Genomic DNA, 19,607 nt, shown 5'->3' with positions numbered 1-19,607 from the left:
TGGCTCTGCCTTAACAGCGTCACCTGGATCCATGACACGGTGTCACTACCGTGAAAACCGGGCGGCGGGGAGAGTTGCAGATTATGAAACTTCTCAATCTCGCCCTCAACGCAATCACCGCGCTCTCCGCCACAATCTTCATCGCCTACTTCGGGCTACGAAACAACACTGGGGTACTCGCATCCTTGCCCGATACCATCTCGGATATCTTCCTCCAGAATGAGGGCATCCAGTTCGTTGCCCTTGCCATGGTCGTGGTGGCGCTCGCGGTCAAAGTACCGGTAATGGCGGCGCTGAAGCGCAAAAAATCAGAGAGCCGGATGTGACCAACAAAGATAGCGGGACCGGAGACGCAGCGACAATGCGACGCATGCGTCTGATTGCGATGCTCACTGCGATCGTCGCGATCGCCCCTCTGAGCGTTGTCGGGGTTGTACTCACTGCCCAGTCCTGGTGGGAAGGGCTCATCGTCGTTGCTGGACTCCTCGTCTTCCTTATCGTGTTGAAGGAATGGAGCCTCGATGGATACCCGCGCCGCGTCATCTTTGTTCTGATCTACACTGGGGGCGCCTGGCTGGTCGGAGCCCTGACCCTGGCTGGTCCGGTGGGTTTCGTTCCGTTTTCGCTCATCGGTGCGCTGATGGTGGCGCGGCTGCCGAATCATCGGCTACTCATGACCATCGCGTTTTCTCTCGGCGTCGGGCTCGTCGGTGCCGCAGCTCTCACCACACGTCCGCCTGCGCTGGACCTCGTCGACTCGTATATCCTCCTGCCCATCGCCGGCTCACTCTTCATCGCCGGTGTCGTCGCTGTGAGCGAACGGTCGTGGCTGGTCGTTCGCCGTCTTGAACGGGCAAAACAAGCCGAGGCAGAGCTTGGGATCGCTCACGAGCGAATGCGGTTCGCCGGTGATCTACACGATATCCAAGGACACACCCTGCACGTCATCAAACTGAAAACTGTGCTCGCGCAGCGGCTCGTTGTGATCGACCCGGACCGGGCCCAGAGCGAACTCGGTGAGATCCGCCGGCTCGTCGACGACACGATCCGGAAGACCAGGGAACTGGCATACGCCCGGCATGAGATCGAGTTTCCGGCCGAACTCGAAAACGCCCGGCGGCTCTGCGAAGCCGTGGGGATCGACGTTCAGGTGCGTCAGAACAGCGGTCCCGCGGTCGCGGTTCATCCGCTGCTTTCACACCTGCTGCGCGAGGCCACGACGAATCTGCTGCGCCATGCCAGCCCGCGCATCGTGTTGATCATGGTGTCGCCGGGTCGTGTCGAGGTAGAGAACGACGGAGTCGCCGACGGCCACGAGTCCGAGTTGAGGGGACTCGCCCGCCTGCGTGCACGCATCGAGCTCGCTGGCGGCGAACTCCATACCCGCCGGTCGACCGGTCGATTTGCCGTCTGGGCGACCCTCGATGCCGAAGACAGTATCGATGCACCTCGCCCGACCGCCGAAGCCGCGGAAGCCGGGGGAGCACCACGATGACGGGCGACAAGATCAGTGTTGTGCTCGCGGACGACGAGCAACTGCTCCGATCGGCGATGGCAGCCCTGCTTCCCCTCAACGGCGCGATCGAGGTCGTTGCCGAGGCAGAAGACGGAGCCGCAGCCGTCGAAGCGACTCTGCGATGCCGGCCACACGTGCTCGTCATCGACCTCGAAATGCCCCGCATGGACGGGCTCGAGGCCGTCGAAGTGATCCTGCGTGACCTGCCGACGCAGACGATCCTCATGCTCACCCGCCACGCCCGACCAGGTGTCCTCCGTCGTGCCCTCAAGCTCGGAGTGCGCGGGTTCATGAGCAAGGCGGCCGACCCTGAAGAAATCGCCGACGTCATCCGGCATCTGCACGAGGGCGGGCGGTGGATCGCACATGATGTGCTTGAGGCTTCCGTCGTCGACGACAATCCGCTCACCGACCGCGAGCTCGACGTCCTCCGCCAGACGAGCGACGGGTACTCAGTGAAGGACATTGCCAAGCGGCTGCATCTGGCATCGGGCACGGTTCGCAACTACCTCTCGAGCAGCATGCAGAAGACCGGGACCTCCACTCGCTACGACGCCGCCCGACTATCCCGAGAACGCGGCTGGCTCTAACCACAGGGTGGCGTCCCGATCGGCCGGAGACGCCCGAGTGCAGATGAGGCGAACAGCGAGCCGAGTCGAACGTCAGAAGGCGAGCATCGGTGTCGCCCGGTAGTGACGCTGTGTCATAGATCTCGGTGACACGGCGGTACTACAGCCAGAGCGCAGGGTCGAGTGCAATTAGAGGTATGACAGGTCTCGTCGCGGCGATGGTGTTCCCCGAACTGGGAGCGCAGAAGGCGGCGTCCATGGAAGCGGACGGCACGCATGGTCGGGTGCGCTCACAGAACGGAGAAAACAGCGTGGCATGGAGCACTAGCCAACTTGCGGAACTCGCGGGCACAACAATCAAATCCGTCAGGCACTATCACAAGGTCGGACTCCTTGACATGCCGGAGCGAAAGTCGAATGGGTACAAACAGTACGCAGTTGCCCACCTCCTGCGCCTGCTGCAGATCACGCGGCTCGCGGGGCTCGGGGTGCCGTTAGCGCAGATCTCCGCCCTTGGTCACGCCGACGACTACGCCGACGGTGCGATCGTTGTGCTGGATGCCGAGCTTGAGGCAACGATCCAACGCCTGCAACGCGCCCGCGGCGAACTCGCGCTGATCCTCCGGCACAAAGCGCCCCCGGAACTCCCGGTGCAGTTCAGTGATGTCGCGGTCGATCTTTCTCCGGTCGACCGCGCGATGATCATGGTCTTTTCGCGGATCTCCAACGACTCGGCCATGAGTGAACTGGCCAGCATGATGCGTGACGAGCCGCGTACTGAATCAAGTTCTGAATTCGACCGACTCGCGGCGGACGCCGATCGGGCCACCCGTCAGCGTCTGGGCGCGGCTCTCGCCCCAGCCCTGAGTCGTGCAGTCGAGGAGTATCCGAGGCTCAGGAATCTCGCTTCCCTGGGATCCCGCGGCACCGCGTTTACCAAGAACACTCTGGTCGCGGTAGCTCAGGACCTGTACAACCCTGCTCAGCTCGACGTGTTGTACCGCGCTCATCTCATCGCCACAGAGGAAGCGGACCTGCTCGCTGACCTGGAAGCGGCTCTCGACGCGAAGGCCATCAACTGACCAGAGCTACCAGGCACTGGATGGAACGCCAGAAACCCGAGGGGACTCGATATGACCGGCTCAGAACCACAGGAACGCTGCTGCTCGCCATCGGTTTCACGATGCTCATGCTCGCATGGGTCATCACAGACCCGTACGCCAATGACGCGAACATCGGCGCCGGCGGGTTGATCTTCTTCGGCCGACCCGTGGCGGGGAGCGGTATCGTGCTTCTCGTGGCCGATGCGGTCCTCAGAGCTACGCGGAGACGCCGGGTGGCGCGACCGAGTGCTAGTTGAATGTTTGGATACGTGTTCTCAGAAAATAAGGTACGCGCCGGCCGTCTTGCCCTCGGTGCAGTCCTGGCGGGGATGCTCGTTGCCGGCGCGAGCGGATGCGCGGGTCAGCGACCCGACATCGCTGAAGAATTCACCGCGCAACGTGCCCTGCCTGCAGACACGCCGTCAGCGTTCCCGATTCCCGCTCCTGAGGGTTCCCCTGCCGACGCTCAGCTCTTCCACCCGGAGGTCGGCCAATGCGTTGATGTGAGGAAAGACGGTCCGACTGGTCCAGAGTCCGTCGTTCCCTGCACCGAAACACATGACGATGAGGCGTATGCACGCGTCACGCTGGGCGGCGCCGACGGCGTTGAGTATCCCGGCGAGGCCACCACCCAAGAGCTCGCGAACACTCTGTGCCGACAGGAATTCGCGGACTTCGTCGGTATCCGCTACGAAGACTCCGTGTTCGAGTTCCTACCGATGTATCCGTCGGAGAGCAGCTGGAACCTGCACGCGGACAGAAGGGTCACCTGCTTGATCTGGTACCCCTCGGACAGCTTGACCGTGTCACTTCGAGGTGCGGGCTACTAGGGCAGGCATCGGATATCTCGGTTCTCGCCAACAACTACATGGAGAAAGGCCTGCTCGCGATTCGTGGGGTCACTCGCTCGCACCCGAATGCTTCGACGCCGCACCTTGAGATGACGCGCTATTCACTTCGACAGCTCAAAGTGGACACTGGCGTTCGTGTGCACGACGTTCACAACCGGATGACGAACTTCGGCATTGATGCCATGTGGACAAGTCACGAGCCATGGCTGGTGCCCTCCGGGCGTGCAGACGAAGCTGATGAATCAGCAGGACAGCGACCAGAGTATGCCGCTCGACGAGTTCCTCGACGAGATCATGGCACTGCTGCAGGAGCATCCTGACGCCGAGCAGATTCTCGTGGAGGACGTGAAGCCCATCCGCTTCGCAGAGGCGAATGGAGCATTCAACGACGTCCTCGCCGCCCTCTCCAGCTCCTAACCTGTCTGCGCAAGCCGCCACTTGATTCGTTATCTCCTCACCGAGCGGCGGCGTTGCAGGTGGGTTAACCGAGTGCGCGTCACCGTGGTCGAGTCTCAGCTGGACAGCACCTCGATCTGGGTGACGCGCAGGCCCTCGATGGTGGCAACCCTCAGCCGGTGCGTACCCACGGGAACAATATCGTCGCGGCGCGGCAGCCGGCCCAACCGTGCGGTGACGAAGCCAGCCGCTGTGTCGTAGGGGCCATCTTCGAGTTCAACACCGGTGAGTTCCGCGAAATCCTCGATGTTCAAGCCTGCATCGACGATCCATGTGCCGTCTGACCCGACGGATCGCGGTTCAGGCTCCGGCGGGTCGTACTCGTCCCGGATCTTTCCGACGAGTTCTTCAACGAGGTCCTCCAAGGTAACGATTCCGTCTGTTCCCCCGTGTTCGTCGATGACAACGGCGATGTGTACGCCGGCTCGGCGCAGCTGGGTCATTGCCGGCAGAATACGATTCGTGCCCGGAAAATAGAGGATCGGGCGGCACAGGTCTGCGACGGTGCCGGTGGAGGATTCGGTCGGACCGAGGAGGTCGCGGACGTGGACGAATCCGAGGATGTCGTCCATCGACCGGCCGATGACCGGATACCGGGTATACGGCATCGCCCGAACCTCGAGAGCAGCGTCGGACACCGGTTGGCTGCCGGTCAGGAACGTCACGTCCGCCCGGTGACGCATCACCTCCCCGACAGTGCGCTCGGTGACCGTGAGGACCTCGCTCAGGATCCGTCGTTCCTCAGCCTCCAGACCGGGGTGGGCGCGCAGAAGATCGCGCAGTTCCTCATCCGACATCGCCTCATTCTTCAGGTGAGGGTCCCCGCCCAAGATCCTGACGACGGCGTTCGTCGTGACAGACAGCAACCAGATCACCGGTCGCATGACCGCCGAAAAAACCAGCAATGGTGGAGCCAGGGCAAGGGACACACCAGCAGACCTCTGCAACGCCAGCCGTTTCGGGACGAGCTCGCCCAAGACCAGGGACAGGTACGCGATCATCAATGTCATCCCGATGAGCGCCACAACGCTCGCCGCCTCCGTCGGCAGACCGATCGCCTCGAGCGGCGGCATAAGAGCCGGCGCGAGCGTAGACGCCCCGTAAGCGGCGGAGAGAAATCCCGTGACCGTGACGCCGATTTGAACTGCCGCCAAGAATTTGTTGGGGTCACGCGCGAGGGAAACGACTTTCGCCCCGCGGCTTCCTCGTTTACGCAGACCATGCAGTTGGCTTTCCCGCAACGAAACCAAGGCCATCTCCGTCGCCGCGAACACACCCCCGACCAGAACGAACAGCAGCACAAGTCCGACGTTGATCCACGTGTTTGAATCCACAGAGGGCGCCCCGTCAGCTCCCGCGTCCACCCGAAGGCGAGACCCGGCGGCAACTTCGAGAGTCATCCACATCTTCATTTTACGAGCCTGGGCAAGAAATCTGGCAAGAGATCGGATTAGCGTTTGCCCGGGCGTGGGGCGGTTAGAACTCCTGGCGCCACTCGAGAATAGTGTCAGCCACCTGATCCAGGTCGGATTCGAGGAGGAAGTGGCCACCGTCGACGAGCTCGATCCGAGCGTGCGGGGCATCGTGGCTGAACGCCTCGGCGCCGGCCGCGGCGAAGATCTCGTCATTCCGGCCCCAAACCGCCAGAACGGGCACCCTGGATGATCGCAGCCACTCGTGAAGTGCGGGGTACAGTGCGCGGTTGCTCACGTAGTCCCTAAAGAGTGCAAGCTGCACGAGGTCCAGTCCCGGGCGGCCCAGAAGTGCGAGGGCGTGCTCCCAGGCATCGGGGTCGACGGTCGTGGGATCGGGGACGCCGTGAAGGTATTGCCACTCGACGGCCGTGCGCTCAAGGGCTGGACGCAATGCATCCCGTGTTTCCGTCGTCTGTTCGGCCGCGTCGGCCCAGATCGCGTCCCAGAACTCGGGGACAAAGCCCTCTTCATAGGCGTTGCCATTCTGCGAGATGACACCCTCCACGGCTGCGGGATCGGCGAGGGCGAGGCGCCAGCCGATCGGGGCGCCGTAGTCCTGCACATAAATCGTGTACTTTTGCACGCCTATCGTTTTGAGAAACCTCTGTGTTACAGCGGTCAGCGCGTCGAAGGTGTAGTCGAAGTTGTCGACGGACGGTGCTGACGAGCGGCCGAAGCCGATGTGATCGGGAGCGATGACTCGGTAGCGGTCGGCCAGCAGCGGGATGAGGTGGCGGAACATGTGCGAACTCGTCGGGTATCCGTGCAGCAGGAGGAGTACCGGGGCGTCGGTCTGACCGGCTTCGCGCCAGAAGACGTCGAGACCGTCGACCGAGACAGTGCTGTAGTGGACAGTAACCATGATTAACCCCCTTGGATTGTTTTAGTGGTTATTGAGACGCTAGCATAGGTGTAGCGCAGTGCACAGGATGGATGATGGAGAGTGACCGTGACCGATGAAGACCTGTTGCTGGCAGTGCTGAACAGCGCGCCGGTTGTCGACGGATCGGTCATCGACGAGCTTGATGGCGTTGCCGGTGGCACCTTCGCCCGTCGCCTGGGAGGTTCAGGCTCGTCGCCTGAGGTCTCTCGACTTCGCCGGGTGCGAGCGGCGTTGCACGCAGTGATCCGGAACCCGGCGGACGCCGATGTCGCTGCGCTCGCCGCCGTGCTGAACCAGGTCGTGCGCACTCCCCAGGTGACTCTTGCCGGGGTCAGGTGGGAGGTGCGTGCACCTGCAGAGGATCTGCTCGCCGTCCGGGTCCTTATCGCCTGGTCAGACATCGTAGAGAAACACCCGGGCCGCTTGCGGCCATGCGCCAACGTCGAATGCAACCTCTTCCTCGTAGATCACAGCCGCCCGGGCAGCGCGAAATGGTGCTCGATGACCACCTGCGGCAATCGGATGAAGGCGCGCGCTTATGCACGCCGCACGCGGTCGGCCTGATCACGTCATCTCATGAACTGTGTCTCGCGCGAGATGCCGGCGAACCACGTCACTTCTCCGAATCAGCCATGACGCCGGATCATCTACTCGACCGCAAGCGGGTTCTTGAACGCTCAGTCCGGACGCGCCAGCGTGGCCACGGTCGTCGCGAACGCTGTGGACACGACCTGCGCGACGAGGGAGGCAACGATGATGTCCGAAGCGGCCTTGGCGCCCCACTCGCCGCGTTCGAACTCCTTGCCCCGGGTGTAGATGCTACCCGACCACGGAATGTCGGCGTGCATCGCGGGGAGGCTATTGCTCGCCGAGAGTAGCGCGATGAGCGCAGCTGTGCGGCCATCAGTCGCGGCGCCGTCGACCAGCGCCGCCCGAACGGGACCGAGCAGGCCTTCCCGTGTATCGGTGTCGCCGCCCTCAAGCGCATGAGTCGGAAAGAGCCCGAGAAAACGGCGCGGAACCCGGCGGATTTCCCCCCGGTCCACGAGCCGGTTCAACGTGGGCTCCCGCGACCGGGTGCCGATGTCGATCACGAGCGATCTCATGCCTCTCGCAGTAGTCGGTATGCGGTCCCAGGCTCCTCCCAGGAGGGGATCCGCGGGAGCGTCCCCGACAGCGCGCACGCTGCGCTTACCGTCGAGTTCAATGTGCTTTCGGAGAGCGAGTTCGGTGAGCACCGCTCCGCCGAGGGTATACATCAGGGGCAGCCCCTCACCGGCGATGGTTCCGTTCCGGGGGTCGAACAGAAGTAGCATGAGGGCCTCGGGGAGGGTCGCCTCGCCGGATACGTTGGCAGCCGTGCCATCCGGCTGGACATGGGCGTCGTCGTCGCTCACTTCATCCTTCCGTCGATGGCGCTGTGCGCATGCAAAGTTCTCGTCCCAAGCATTGTGCCCTCCACTTTCGGTAGTGAACACAGTCAAGACCATGTCCTAGGGACACAGTCAAGCCCGGTCGCAAGTCCCCGGCCTCGACGCGTTCGCGGTGCGCGACAACCTACCGAACAGATGCTGACGGGTGTGCCGACGGGCGAAGAGCTGTTGCCCGGACCACAGTCCGGCGCCGAGCGTAGCTCCTCTCGGAGCACATTCAGCGCCCCCAGTCGTCCGTTTGCGCCTATCGTTCAGTCATTCACGGCATCGAGGGCGACCATCGCGGCAGCAGCGGCTTCAGCTATGAGTTTGTCGTCGGACTCGGCATCCGGCTCGGCTTTGCTGGACATGACCGAGATGATGATGGGTGCCCGACCGGGCGGGCGGATGAGGGCAAGATCATTGCGGGTGCCGTAGCCGCCCGAACCGGATTTGTCACCAACTACCCAGTCTGCGGGAAGGTCGGCGCGAACCAGCGTGTCGCCCGTCTGAGTACCTGTCAGCCACGTCTCCAGCTGTGCTTTCTCCTCGCCGCTCAGTTGCTCTCCGAACAGGTATGCGTTGAGGTTCGTGGCGAACGCTCTCGGCGTGGTCGTGTCCCGATCGTCCCCGGGTACTGCCTCGTTCAGGTCAGGTTCGGTGCGGGACACGACGGTTGTGTCGTCGCCGAGGCCGCTCAAGTCCGCGTCGAGGGCGGCGGGTCCATCAAGTGCCTCGAACATGAGGTTCGCCGCGGTGTTGTCGCTGACGGTCATCGCGGCGTGAGCGATCTCGCCCAGTGTCATCGAGCCGCCGACCCGGGGCTCGGTGACCGGGGAGTACGGCACGATGTCCGACTCTTCGATCGGCACCGGGGTCGCCAATCCGGCCAGCCCCACCGTGTCGAGGAGAGCAGCAGCGGCCATCGCCTTGATAGTGGACGCGTACGCAAATCGTTCATCGTCTCTCCAGGAGACCTCACTGCCCGTTCCGGTATCCAATGCATAAACACCCAGGCGTGCGTCGTACGTCGCCTCGAGTGAGGTGAATTCCGCGGCGCCGTCGACGGGCTGTGCCGGGGGCGCGCCCGGCGGCACCGAGCTCGCGTCCGTTGACGGGGAGGTCGATGCGCATCCGGTGAGCACCAGCCCGGAAAGAGCGACGATCGCGAACTGTGCTCGCAGGTATCGGGGAATCGGAGAGATCATTAGCCCATCCAAACCCATGTCCTAGGGACAGGGTCAAATCGAAGACGCTGTGATCCATAGATCTGCCCGCGGTTAGGCGCCGATGATCACCAGCGCGAGTGCGGGCCATAGAGCCAGCCAGACGGATGGCGATCGCCCTGCTGGTCCCTTTGGTCATTGCGGCAGCGATTAGACGCATCAGCCGAGCTGACGGCGGCAGGTCAGGCGTCAGCGCTGGGAGTGTCACAGAGGATAGCCGGGTACCGACCTCAGCGAGCGGGCGAGTAGACGCCCACGGCTCCGGCCGCGGAGAGGGCAACGGCAGTGCCGACCGAATACCCGTCCGGATGGGCTGTCATGAGATCGAAGGTGAGCACGGAGTCGGTGGTTGCGCCCGGATCGGTCAGCCGAAGGTCAAGTCGCACGGTCGAACCGCTGAACGACGAGCGCACGATCACCGCGTTGGTGCGGTCAGGGTTCAAATCCAGGCTCAGTTGTGTCGGCCGCAGCAGGGCGCGGGCCTCGCCTCCGCCGGCGCGGTGGTCGTAGGCGACATTCAGCCGCCCCAGCGCACTCTCGGCAATCGCCCCCTGCACCTGACACGGCACGAAGATGGCGTCGCCGAGAAAGTCCGCGGTTTGGGGACTGGACGGATTCTGGAACACCTGGATGGGCGAGCCCGCCTGATCGATCCGGCCGCCGGAGATCACGGCGATCTGCTGACCGAACGAGAGCGCCTCGGCCTGGTCGTGGGTGACGAGCACCGTCGTGGTGCCGGTGAGTTCGACCGCCTCCACGACGGCATGCCGGGTCTGGTTGCGCAATCCGGAGTCCAGGGCGCTGAACGGTTCGTCCAGCAGTAGGATCCGCGGTCCCGGAGCCAGTGCGCGGGCCAGCGCCACCCGCTGTTGCTGGCCTCCGGAGAGCTCATGGGGGTAGCGCTTCAGCAGGCGCACATCGAGTCCGACGAGCTCGGCCGCGGCATCCGCCTCGTGGCCCCGGCGTTGAGGGCCTCGAAGGCCGAAACGGATGTTCTGCGCCACGGTGAGGTGCGGGAAGAGAGCGCCATCCTGGGCGACGTAGCCGATGCCGCGGAGATGCGCCGGCACGAACACGGTGTCATCGGAGACGAGGGAATCGTCGATGAGCACGCTTCCGCTGTCAGGCCGGTCGAAGCCGGCGATCAGTCGCAGCAGGGTGCTCTTGCCGCTTCCCGATGCGCCCACCACGGCCAGCCGGCTGCCGGCCTCCAACGACAGTGACACGGCGCGCAGAACGGGTGATCCGCCGAGGCTCTTGGAGACCTGTTCGATGGTGAGGGACGTCATCCGCGCTCCCGCTTTCTGGACTGGGTGAAGAGAATCGCTACGGCTGGCGCGGCGAGGAGGATGAGCAGGACCGCGTACGGTGCGGCGTTCGCATAGGCCACGGCGGAGCTGGCCGACCAGAATTGCGTCGCCAGCGTTCTCGTGCCGTTGGGCGCCAGGAGGAGGGTGGCGGTGAGTTCGTTTGCCGCGCCGAGTCCGACGAGAGCCGCGCCGGCGCCGATAGCCGGCAGGATGAGCGGAAGGGTGACGTGGATGCGGGCGACCATCGGCGAGCGCCCCAGCGCCCTCGCGGCCTCTTCGAGAGCGATCGGCGCCTGCGCGAGCCCGGACCTGAGGCTGACCAGTGCTCGAGGCATGAAGATGATCACATACGCGAAGACGACCGTCCACGTTGTCTGATACAGCGCCGGCACCGTCCGCAGGGTCACCGTGACCAGGGCCAGCGCCACGATGATGGCCGGCAAGCTGCTGGACACGTAGGTGGCGCCCTCGAGGGTGCGGGCGATGCGTCCGGGCTGGCGCACCGCGAGCCAGGCCACCGGCATCGCCACGGCGATTGCCGCCGCTGCGCCGCCTCCGGCGAGGAGCATCGTCTGCACGACGGCGGTGCCCAGCTCAGGCTGGACCCAGGCGGCGGCTCCTCCGGCGATCAGCCACCGCCAGAGGCTGGCCAGTGGAACGCCCAACGACAGCATGACCAGTGCGCCGAGGGCCGCCACGGCGAGGGGCGCAGATAGGCCGAGGGGTAGGCGCATGCCCGGCCGGCCGCTTCCCGAGCCGATCTTGGCGTAACGGGCGTGACCCCGGGTGGACGCTTCGAGAACCAGAAGCACCAGGCAGATCATGGCCAGCACGACGCCGAGCGCGCTGGCCGCCGGCCCGGCGAACGTCGACTGATACTGAACCACGATCGCGGTGGTGAAGGTGTCGAACCGGATCAGGGCAAACGCACCATACTCCGACAGAAGGTGCAGGGCCACGACGAGCCCGCCGCCCCAGATCGCCAAACGGAGTTGCGGCAGCACCACGGTGAAGAACACACCCCAGGAGCCGTATCCCAGGCTGCGCGCCGTTTCTTCCAGAGACGGGTCGAGACGGCGGATGGTCGCGGCAGCCGGCAGGTAGACGAGGGGGAAATACGCCAGTGTGGCCACCAGCAAGCCCCCGCCCAGCCCCCCGAGAGACGGCACGGCGCTGACCCAGCCGTAACTGCTGACGAAGGCCGGCACGGCCAGGGGAGCGGCGAGCAGAACCGCCCACAGTCGTCGTCCCGGCAGGACCGTGCGTTCCACCAGCCATGCCCCGCCGACGCCGATGGTCACGCAGAGGGGAACTCCGATCACCACCAGGAGAACCGAGTTGACGAGAAGTTCGCCCACCTTGGGCCGGAAGATCAACGGCGCCAGGGTGGGCCAACCCACCTGAGCGACGACGGATGCGACAAAGCCAACGGGAACGAGCACTGCGACGGCGATTACGCATACGAGTGCGAGCAGCAGGGCGCAGGGCCTGGAGCCGGGGCTCGCGATCCGCCGCCGCTGCCCCTGCGGGGCCGTCGACGTAGTCACGTTTTCCATCCTCTCGCGGGATCAGGTTACCGATCAGGGTCAGAGGATCCCGGCCTCGGTCATCAGGTCGGTGACCTTGGTGCTGTTCAGGGTGGCCGGGTCCACGACCGGAGCATCCAATGTGTCGAGCGCGGGCAACGCCGGATTCGGTGTCACCTCGCTGCCGACCGGGTACTCGAAACTGGTTCCAGTCTGGAGGATGTCCTGCCCGGTCTTGCTCGTGATGAACTTGACGAAGGCCTGGGCGGCCGCCTGGTTCTTGCTCGACGCGAGCACACCGCCGCCGGACACGCTGACAAACGCTCCCGGGTCTTGGTTCTTCAGGTAGCGCAGCTCCGTGTTCGCGCTGTTCTCTTTCGTTCCGGCCTGGTCGATGTACCAGTAGTAGTGGTAAACCACGCCCATCGGGATCTCGCCGGCGTTGACCGCCTTCATGACCGTGCTGTTGCCCTTGTAATCGACGGAGTTGGCCTTCATGGCCGTGAGCCACTCCGACGTGGCGTCGGCACCCTTCAGCTCGAGCATGGCCGACACGATGGCCTGGAAGTCCGCGCCGCTCGGCGACGCAGCCCAACGGCCCTTCCAGGCCGGGTCCGCGAGATCCTCCAGCGATGCCGGCAACTCCGCCTCACTGATCAAAGCGGGGTTGTACACCACCACGGTCGAGCGGGCGGCGATGCCGGTCCATGTTCCGGTGGACGGTTTGTAGGCATCCGGCACCTGGTCGAGAACGTCGCTGTCCAGATCGGCCAACAGGCCCGCGTTGTCAACGAGCGACATTGCCGGGGAGTTTTCGGTGAGGAACACGTCGGCCGGGGAGGCTGAGCCCTCCGCGATGATCTGGTTGCCCAGTTCGGCGTCCGACCCGTTCCGAAGAGTGAGCGTCACGCCGCTCTCCGCACTGAATTCGTCAGCCCATTCCTGGGTCAGCTCCTCGTGTTGAGCGTTGTAGACGGTCAGGTTTGAGCCGGCCAGTGAATCGGTCGGCGCCGGCGACGAGGACGTCGTTCCGGCAGAACCGGCGCACCCCGAGAGGGCAAGGACGACTGAGGCCGCTGCGGCAGTGACGACGATAGTGGAGGGCAGAGTTCTCATGGGTCCCTTGGTGACGAGGTGAAGGCGAACAATAGGAAAGCCTACCCTAAGTAACCGCGTTGTGCCGTGAGTCATCGTATTCTGGGCGCAGCGGACGCACCCTCAAGCCCTTGACGAGGGACTTCTCTTTAGGGAAATGTCGTGCCCGGTGTTGTCGTCGGGTTACGCGGTCGTGGTGACCTTCTTGACGGCTTCGCGAGCACGTTCCATCCGGCCTAAAGCACGCACAGGGAGTCCCATTCATACTCCGCGAAGGATGACGCCTCTAGGTAGCTGAGATCGTGCGGGAGCGTGATCGTCTGCATGCGACCCTGCAGGTAAGCGACGGTTTCGAGCGTATCCGGTTCGCCCGCCGTGGACTCTTCCGGGACACTGAGCAGCTCACTGCCGGGTCCGACCACAACCTGGACGACCATCTCGTCCCCGTCGCTGTTGACCGCCGGCAGTTCGAGCAACTCGGAATCGTGCCCGTCCGGCAACGCGACGACCAACGCCAAGAGTGCATCCGCGGCCCCATCAGTGGTCAGGAACGAATCTCCGCAATACGAAATTCTCTTCATGGACTAACCGCTTCCCTGCCTTGTCGGCGCGAGCCCGCCGAGTGAGGGCAACCTGACGCGGATGCCCCGGACGGACCGACTGCCTATGCGTCACGGTATCAGGGTGAGGTGTTGACCGCTGTCGGCGCAAAAGGGGACCTCCCCGAATCAGTGCCCGAAAACGGCCCCTCCGGACTCGCTTGCGGGTCAGTTCCGGCCGGGGCGGCTGGTTGGTGCGCCGCCACAGGCCGGGCCAAGGAAGATTAAAAGGAAATAGGCCGCAAGCTAGGATCCTGTGCGCGATTTGGTCCTTGAAATGTCGCTATTTCCTTATAAAGTGGCGCGGTTCGCACCCCGACAACCCGGCCGGGGCGGCTCGCGTCTAGCGCCCGGCGGCCAACGGGTCGATGATGGCCCGGTGGTGCTCTTCACCGATCGTGTCGACGCCGGCCGCCAGCTGGCCCGGCAACTCCTCTACCTGCGCGAGCGAGACGTCGTTGTGCTCGGTGTTCCGCGCGGAGGAGTGCCGGTGGCGTTCGAGGTCGCCGCGGCGCTCGGCGCACCGCTCGACGTCATCGTGGTGCGGAAGCTCGGTGTGCCGTTCCAACCCGAGTTCGCGATGGGGGCCATCGGCGAGGGCGGCGAGGAGCTTGTCGACGAATCGGTGGTGGCGTTGACGGGGGTGACCGATGCCGAGGTGAGCGCCGTCGAAGCTCGCGAACGCGAGATTCTTGAGGCCCGGGTCGAACGGTTGCGGCCGGGGCGCAGCCGGCTGCCATTCGACGGGCGCACCGTCGTGATCGTCGACGACGGTGTGGCCACCGGGGCGACCGCGCGGGTAGCCGGCGACGTGGCCCGGCGGTTCGGCGCCGAGAGGGTGATTCTCGCCGTGCCGGTGATCGCGGCCGAGACTCTGGCCAAGATGGCCGGCGCCGACGACATGGTGTACCTGGCGGCCCCGGAAACGTTCTGGGCGGTGGGACAGTTCTATACAGACTTTTCGGCCACCACCGACGACGAGGTCGCCCGACTGCTCGACGAGGCGGCCCGCCGGGTCTCCGGCTAGGACGCCGACACCGCAGCCGACCCCGCCAACGACGCGGATGTCGAGGTCGAGATTCCCGTCGATAGCGTGGTGCGACGGAGCAGCGCCTCGCTGTAAGGAAAAAGTGAGATTAGAAGGACGGGATTGGAAAAAGCATCCTCGTTAGCGGCCGTTATCCTCACAATCGGTTGAACCTGGCGGGACGTACCGCTCTGATCGTGGACGACGGGGTAGCCACCGGCTCCACGGCCACGGCGGCTCGCCGAGGCGGCCGACCGAACAGAGAGTCCACACCCAGGCAAGGACTCAGACACCGTGTGAGCTCAACTCTCGCCGCGCCAACGTCCGTCGTAGAAGGCCAGCGCCGCCGGGCGCACCTCGACAACGCCGTAGAGCGCCGCCGGGCATTTTTGGGCCCAGTCAAGTGCCGCGGCGCGGTCGGGCACGTCGATCACAAAGCAGCCGGAGAGCGATTCGACGGCGTCGATGAACGGGCCGACACGCACCTCCCGGCTGCCGCCGCGGAGCGTCACCGTGGTGGACTCCGCGGCGGGCCGGAAGATGTCCGCCGCAATCAGCGCACCCGACTCCTGCAGCGAGGCCGCGTAGGCATCGAACAGCTCCCGGAACGGCGGCAGCTCCTCCTCAGAGATGTCGCCCTCCCCGGTCTCGGCCTTGATGATGAGCAACGAGAAGCGCATGAGATCTCCTTTGATTCAAGCTGTGCGTGGTGCAGGCGGCGATGCGGCGGATGGCGCGGTTACACGTCGAGCGACTCGTGTGGTTCGAGCGGGAAGAAGGTGCCGCCGTTCTGCTCGGTGGCGGCCTTGATGCGAGAGTTTGCGAGGTCCTTGCCGCTGCGCGACAGTCCCATCTCGTGGGTGGGGAAGCTGCGCAGGGGTTTGACCGCGAGCACATAGTCGATGACCTCGCTGATCTTCAGCCACGGCGCGCCCGCCGGCACGGCCAGGGTCTTCACGTCGACACCCTCGGGAATGGTGAACGCGTCACCCGGGTAGAACAGCTCATCGTTCACGAGCACGCCCACGTTGTCGATCACCGGGATCGACGAGTGGATCACCGCATGCTTCTCGCCGAAGAACCGCAGCGTGAACGGCCCGGCGCTCACGGTGTCACCCTCGGTGACCACGGTCACGGCGATGTCGCCCGCCGCCGCAGCCACCCCGGCCGGCCCGTAGACGGGTACGCCGGGGTTCAAGGCGATCACGCGGTTCAGCTGCTCGGGCGTCCAATGGTCGGGGTGCTCATGGGTGATCACGATAGCGGCCGCATTCGCCGTCTCGGTCAAAGCGGTGGTGAACGATCCGGGATCGATGAAAAGCTTCTGCCCCGCGGCTTCGATCACGAGTGCGGCGTGTTCCAGTTTGGTCAACTTCATGTCTCGAGCTAATACCCAAATCAGAGCACGGGCAACGCGCGACACGCGCATCCTGTGAGCACCCGCAGTCGGCCCAGGCATCCCGGCAGGTGCAGAGGATGCCCCGCGCGACGCGCGGACGACGCACTCGATTTGAACTCGGTATCAAGCCTGTGGCATACTCGTGAAGTTGCAAAAACGGCCCCATCGTTTAGCGGCCTAGGACACCGCCCTCTCACGGCGGTAACACCGGTTCGAATCCGGTTGGGGTCACAAACGCCCGTTCTCCTTCTTCACGAGGGAGGTCGGGCTTTTTCTTTTGGGACCTTCGACCCTATCGTTGCTGAAAACGGGCTGGGAGTCTGGAATTCACAGTCCAGTATCAGACGACTCGGGGCTTCGAATTCGACACAGAGGAAACCATCCCATGGCCAGCACCACCACCCGCGGGGCAGCGGTCACCGCCCCCGCCGCGACGACCGGCACCACCCTGCTCCAGCGTCGCACCCTTGCGGTGCTGCGCCTGGCCACTGGATTCATCTTCCTGTGGGCCTTCCTCGACAAGACCTTCGGCCTGGGCTTCTCCACTCCCGCCGAGCGCGCTTGGCTCAACGGCGGCACCCCGGCGCAGGGCTTCCTGAACAGCCCCGGCGTCACCGGTCCGCTGCAGCCGTTCTTCGTGGGGATCGCCAGCCCGCTGGTCGACTTCCTCTTCATGCTCGGCATGATCGCCGTGGGACTTGCTGTGATGCTCGGTGTTGGCCTGCGCATCAGCGCCGTCGCCGGCAGCCTCATCATGGTCTTCATGTACCTGGCCGAGTGGCCGTTCGCCGCCGGCGCGGCCTCGAACAACCCGCTCGTGGACTACCACATCATCTACGCGCTCGCGCTGATCGTCATCGCCGTCTTCGCGGCCGGTGACACCTGGGGCTTCGGCAAGACCTGGAAGGCTCTGCCGATCGTGCAGAAGTACACCTGGCTGATCTAGGCAGCGCCAGTACGACCCAGCCGGCCGCCCTTCGGGGTGGCCGGTTTTGTCTGCACCCCGGCGGAACCGGGAAGCACGCGAGGGGTAACATTGAAGGGCGTAGGGGATCATCCCTCTGGGCCCCCGCCTGGCCCTCTGCCGCGGGTGTCAACGCCCAGCATTCGCCGCACGTTCGAAAGGCCCCTTTTTCGTGAATCTTGAGCTGCCGATCGCCTTCGAAGTGATCTCGCTGGTCGTTCTGACCCTGGTGCTCGTCGCCGACCTCCTGATCGTCTACAAACGCCCGCACGTCCCCTCTATCCGCGAGGCGACCCTCTGGGTTGTCTTCTACGTGGGCCTGGCGCTGGTGTTCGCCCTTTTGATGCTGATCTTCGGCGGCGGCGAACACGCCGGGCAGTTCCTGGCCGGCTGGCTCACCGAGTACAGCCTGTCGATCGACAACCTCTTCGTCTTCGTGATCATCATGGCGAGGTTCTCGGTGCCTCGAAAGTACCAGCAGGAAGTGCTGATGATAGGCATCATCATCGCCCTCGTGCTGCGCGGCGTCTTCATCCTGCTCGGCGCCCAGCTGATCGAGAACTTCAGCTGGATCTTCTACATCTTCGGAGCCTTCCTGCTCTACACGGCCGTCCACCAGGCCTTCGCCAAGGAAGGCGGCGAGGACGACGCGGAGAACTCTCTGGTGCGCTACCTGCGTCGGCACATCCGCATTTCGCCCAGCTTCGACGGCGCGAAGATCCGCACCACCATCGACGGTCGTCGCCTCTTCACACCCATGCTGATCGTGCTGATCGCCATCGGCACCACCGACCTGATTTTCGCTCTGGATTCGATCCCGGCCATCTTCGGTATCACCCAGAGCCCGTTCATCGTGTTCACCGCCAATGTGTTCGCCCTGATGGGCCTGCGCCAGCTGTACTTCCTGCTCGGCGGGCTGCTCGAACGCCTGGAATACCTCAAGTATGGAATCGCGTTCATCCTCTTCTTCATCGGCGTCAAGCTGGTCTTCCACGCCCTGCATAACAACGAAGTGCCGTTCCTCAACGGCGGCGAGGGCTTCAGTTGGGCGCCGGAGATCGACACCTGGACGTCCCTGGCCGTGATCATCCTGTCGATGGCCGTCGCGACCATCGCCAGCCTGATCAAGACCCGGCGAGATGCCCGCCGCGAGCGGAATGCCGCCGTTGCTGAGCCCGTGCCCACGACCGGTGAATGACCCGGTCAGACTGCGTCTGAACGAGCCCGGGGTATTGGTACGGTGGTAGCTCCACTTCCCCCGAACGGGGCGGGAGCGCTTCGAGTCGGAGCATGGACGGGACTTTCGGGGTGCACATGGCGGTGAAAGGTGAGAGTGCGATCACGCTCGGCAACTCGAGCGTGCGTTTCAGTTTCAGTGCCGGCAGCGACGTCGGACGGGTGCGCAAGATCAACGAGGACAGCTACCTGGCGCAGTCGCCGGTGTTTTTCGTCGCCGATGGCATGGGCGGCCACGCCCACGGTGATGCCGCCAGCCAGACCGTCATCCGAGTCTTCAACGACCACATCGAACAAGACGTGCCGTCGACCCCCGAGCGGATCCTCGACGCGATCCACTCGTCCAACGACGCCGTGCGGGATCTCAGCTCCGCCGACGACTTCGGCACGGCCGTCTCCGGCACCACGCTGGCCGGTGTCGCGTTCGTTGACGCCGGCGACGACGTCGGCTTCCACTGGATGGCCTTCAACATCGGTGACTCGCGCATCTACACCTGGGACGGCCGCACCCTCGAACAGCTCAGCGTCGACCATTCTGCTGTGCAGGAGATGGTGGATGCCGGCTTGATCAAGGCGACGGATGCCGAGAAGCACCCGGACCGCAACGTCATCACCCGCGCCATCGGTGCCGACGAATTCGTCGACGCGGATGTCTGGCTGCTGCCCGCTACGGGACGGCATTCCTTCCTGATCTGCTCCGACGGCCTCACCAAGGAGCTGTCGGTGGTCGAGATCGCCGAGCTGCTGGCCTCGCATACCGTGCCGGAGGACCTGGGCTCGTTGGCCGACGTGCTCGTCGCCGCCGCCCTGGCCAAGGGCGGCCGGGACAACGTCACCGTCGTCATCGTCGAGTCGACCTGGGGTGACCCCGGCCATGACACCGATGTGACCCGCGAACGGCCGGCGGGGATACACGAGCACCTCGAAGACACTCGGCCGCGCAACACGAATCCTTAGGTA

Annotated in this window: 21 protein-coding genes and 1 tRNA gene; 12 read left to right on the top strand and 10 right to left on the bottom strand. The window is 64.5% G+C overall.

Annotation, left to right across the window (positions count from 1 at the left end; all coding sequences use genetic code 11):
- Positions 1 to 83 precede the first annotated feature (83 nt).
- The 6 genes from BJQ95_RS11610 (at position 84) to BJQ95_RS11585 (ending at position 4,456) form a co-directional block, all read left to right on the top strand.
- Positions 84 to 326, top strand: coding sequence for a hypothetical protein (locus BJQ95_RS11610; protein WP_130179071.1), 243 nt, complete (start codon positions 84 to 86; stop codon positions 324 to 326).
- Between the two features lie 44 nt (positions 327 to 370).
- Positions 371 to 1,495: a sensor histidine kinase gene (locus BJQ95_RS11605; protein ID WP_165385020.1), complete on the top strand. Its 1,125-nt coding sequence runs from the start codon at positions 371 to 373 to the stop codon at positions 1,493 to 1,495.
- Positions 1,492 to 2,106: a DNA-binding response regulator gene (locus tag BJQ95_RS11600; RefSeq protein ID WP_130179073.1), complete on the top strand. Its 615-nt coding sequence runs from the start codon at positions 1,492 to 1,494 to the stop codon at positions 2,104 to 2,106. The genes BJQ95_RS11605 and BJQ95_RS11600 overlap by 4 nt, the downstream gene beginning before the upstream one ends.
- Positions 2,107 to 2,282: 176 nt before the next feature.
- Complete coding sequence (locus BJQ95_RS11595; RefSeq protein WP_240694918.1) at positions 2,283 to 3,167, top strand: MerR family transcriptional regulator; 885 nt, start codon at positions 2,283 to 2,285, stop codon at positions 3,165 to 3,167.
- Between the two features lie 278 nt (positions 3,168 to 3,445).
- Positions 3,446 to 4,018 carry a septum formation family protein gene (locus BJQ95_RS11590; protein WP_130179074.1) on the top strand — a complete coding sequence of 191 codons (573 nt, stop codon included), beginning with the start codon at positions 3,446 to 3,448 and terminating at the stop codon, positions 4,016 to 4,018.
- Between the two features lie 258 nt (positions 4,019 to 4,276).
- Entirely contained in the window at positions 4,277 to 4,456 is a 180-nt protein-coding gene (locus tag BJQ95_RS11585) for a hypothetical protein (protein WP_165385021.1), read from the top strand.
- Positions 4,457 to 4,551: 95 nt separating this feature from the next.
- Here BJQ95_RS11585 and BJQ95_RS11580 read toward each other — a convergent pair whose 3' ends face one another.
- Both BJQ95_RS11580 and BJQ95_RS11575 read right to left on the bottom strand, forming a co-directional pair.
- Entirely contained in the window at positions 4,552 to 5,829 is a 1,278-nt protein-coding gene (locus tag BJQ95_RS11580) for a hemolysin family protein (protein ID WP_130179075.1), read from the bottom strand.
- 142 nt (positions 5,830 to 5,971) lie between these two features.
- A complete protein-coding gene (locus BJQ95_RS11575) occupies positions 5,972 to 6,832 on the bottom strand; it encodes an alpha/beta fold hydrolase (RefSeq protein ID WP_130179076.1) in 861 nt (286 codons plus the stop codon).
- An 87-nt stretch (positions 6,833 to 6,919) separates the two neighbouring features.
- On the opposite strand from BJQ95_RS11575, the gene BJQ95_RS11570 reads away from it, so the two are divergent.
- On the top strand, positions 6,920 to 7,417 hold the full coding sequence (locus BJQ95_RS11570) for a CGNR zinc finger domain-containing protein (protein ID WP_205750238.1): 498 nt from the start codon (positions 6,920 to 6,922) through the stop codon (positions 7,415 to 7,417).
- Between the two features lie 113 nt (positions 7,418 to 7,530).
- Here the strand turns inward: BJQ95_RS11570 and BJQ95_RS11565 are convergent, their stop codons facing one another.
- The 6 genes from BJQ95_RS11565 to BJQ95_RS11540 form a co-directional block, all read right to left on the bottom strand.
- Complete coding sequence (locus BJQ95_RS11565; protein ID WP_240694919.1) at positions 7,531 to 8,250, bottom strand: GPP34 family phosphoprotein; 720 nt, start codon at positions 8,248 to 8,250, stop codon at positions 7,531 to 7,533.
- A 287-nt stretch (positions 8,251 to 8,537) separates the two neighbouring features.
- Positions 8,538 to 9,473 (bottom strand): class A beta-lactamase, encoded by a 936-nt coding sequence (gene bla / locus BJQ95_RS11560; protein WP_130179078.1) that lies wholly within the window; start codon positions 9,471 to 9,473, stop codon positions 8,538 to 8,540.
- A gap of 248 nt (positions 9,474 to 9,721) precedes the next feature.
- Entirely contained in the window at positions 9,722 to 10,780 is a 1,059-nt protein-coding gene (locus tag BJQ95_RS11555) for an ABC transporter ATP-binding protein (protein ID WP_130179079.1), read from the bottom strand.
- The gene (locus BJQ95_RS11550; RefSeq protein ID WP_130179080.1) at positions 10,777 to 12,357 is read right to left on the bottom strand and encodes an iron ABC transporter permease; all 1,581 of its coding nucleotides are present in this window, start codon (positions 12,355 to 12,357) and stop codon (positions 10,777 to 10,779) included. The genes BJQ95_RS11555 and BJQ95_RS11550 overlap by 4 nt, the downstream gene beginning before the upstream one ends.
- 30 nt (positions 12,358 to 12,387) lie before the next feature.
- Complete coding sequence (locus BJQ95_RS11545) at positions 12,388 to 13,443, bottom strand: iron ABC transporter substrate-binding protein (RefSeq protein ID WP_130179081.1); 1,056 nt, start codon at positions 13,441 to 13,443, stop codon at positions 12,388 to 12,390.
- Positions 13,444 to 13,658: 215 nt separating this feature from the next.
- Complete coding sequence (locus BJQ95_RS11540; protein WP_130179082.1) at positions 13,659 to 14,003, bottom strand: hypothetical protein; 345 nt, start codon at positions 14,001 to 14,003, stop codon at positions 13,659 to 13,661.
- A gap of 397 nt (positions 14,004 to 14,400) precedes the next feature.
- Between BJQ95_RS11540 and BJQ95_RS11535 the strand changes: the two genes are divergently transcribed.
- On the top strand, positions 14,401 to 15,048 hold the full coding sequence (locus tag BJQ95_RS11535; protein WP_205750239.1) for a phosphoribosyltransferase: 648 nt from the start codon (positions 14,401 to 14,403) through the stop codon (positions 15,046 to 15,048).
- Between the two features lie 302 nt (positions 15,049 to 15,350).
- Here the strand turns inward: BJQ95_RS11535 and BJQ95_RS11530 are convergent, their stop codons facing one another.
- Both BJQ95_RS11530 and BJQ95_RS11525 read right to left on the bottom strand, forming a co-directional pair.
- Complete coding sequence (locus BJQ95_RS11530) at positions 15,351 to 15,728, bottom strand: YciI family protein (protein WP_130179084.1); 378 nt, start codon at positions 15,726 to 15,728, stop codon at positions 15,351 to 15,353.
- A gap of 59 nt (positions 15,729 to 15,787) precedes the next feature.
- On the bottom strand, positions 15,788 to 16,426 hold the full coding sequence (locus tag BJQ95_RS11525) for an MBL fold metallo-hydrolase (RefSeq protein WP_130179085.1): 639 nt from the start codon (positions 16,424 to 16,426) through the stop codon (positions 15,788 to 15,790).
- A 179-nt stretch (positions 16,427 to 16,605) separates the two neighbouring features.
- Between BJQ95_RS11525 and BJQ95_RS11520 the strand changes: the two genes are divergently transcribed.
- The 4 genes from BJQ95_RS11520 (at position 16,606) to BJQ95_RS11505 (ending at position 19,604) form a co-directional block, all read left to right on the top strand.
- A tRNA-Glu gene (locus tag BJQ95_RS11520) sits at positions 16,606 to 16,678 on the top strand.
- Positions 16,679 to 16,832: 154 nt separating this feature from the next.
- On the top strand, positions 16,833 to 17,393 hold the full coding sequence (locus BJQ95_RS11515; protein WP_205750240.1) for a DoxX family protein: 561 nt from the start codon (positions 16,833 to 16,835) through the stop codon (positions 17,391 to 17,393).
- Between the two features lie 190 nt (positions 17,394 to 17,583).
- Positions 17,584 to 18,609: a TerC family protein gene (locus BJQ95_RS11510; protein ID WP_130179086.1), complete on the top strand. Its 1,026-nt coding sequence runs from the start codon at positions 17,584 to 17,586 to the stop codon at positions 18,607 to 18,609.
- Positions 18,610 to 18,701: 92 nt separating this feature from the next.
- A complete protein-coding gene (locus tag BJQ95_RS11505; protein ID WP_240694920.1) occupies positions 18,702 to 19,604 on the top strand; it encodes a PP2C family serine/threonine-protein phosphatase in 903 nt (300 codons plus the stop codon).
- The last annotated feature ends 3 nt before the right edge of the window (positions 19,605 to 19,607 follow it).

This window comes from Cryobacterium sp. SO1 (genome assembly GCF_004210215.2).
Taxonomy (GTDB): Bacteria; Actinomycetota; Actinomycetes; order Actinomycetales; family Microbacteriaceae; genus Cryobacterium.
This window is presented reverse-complemented; position numbering and strand designations above follow the sequence as displayed.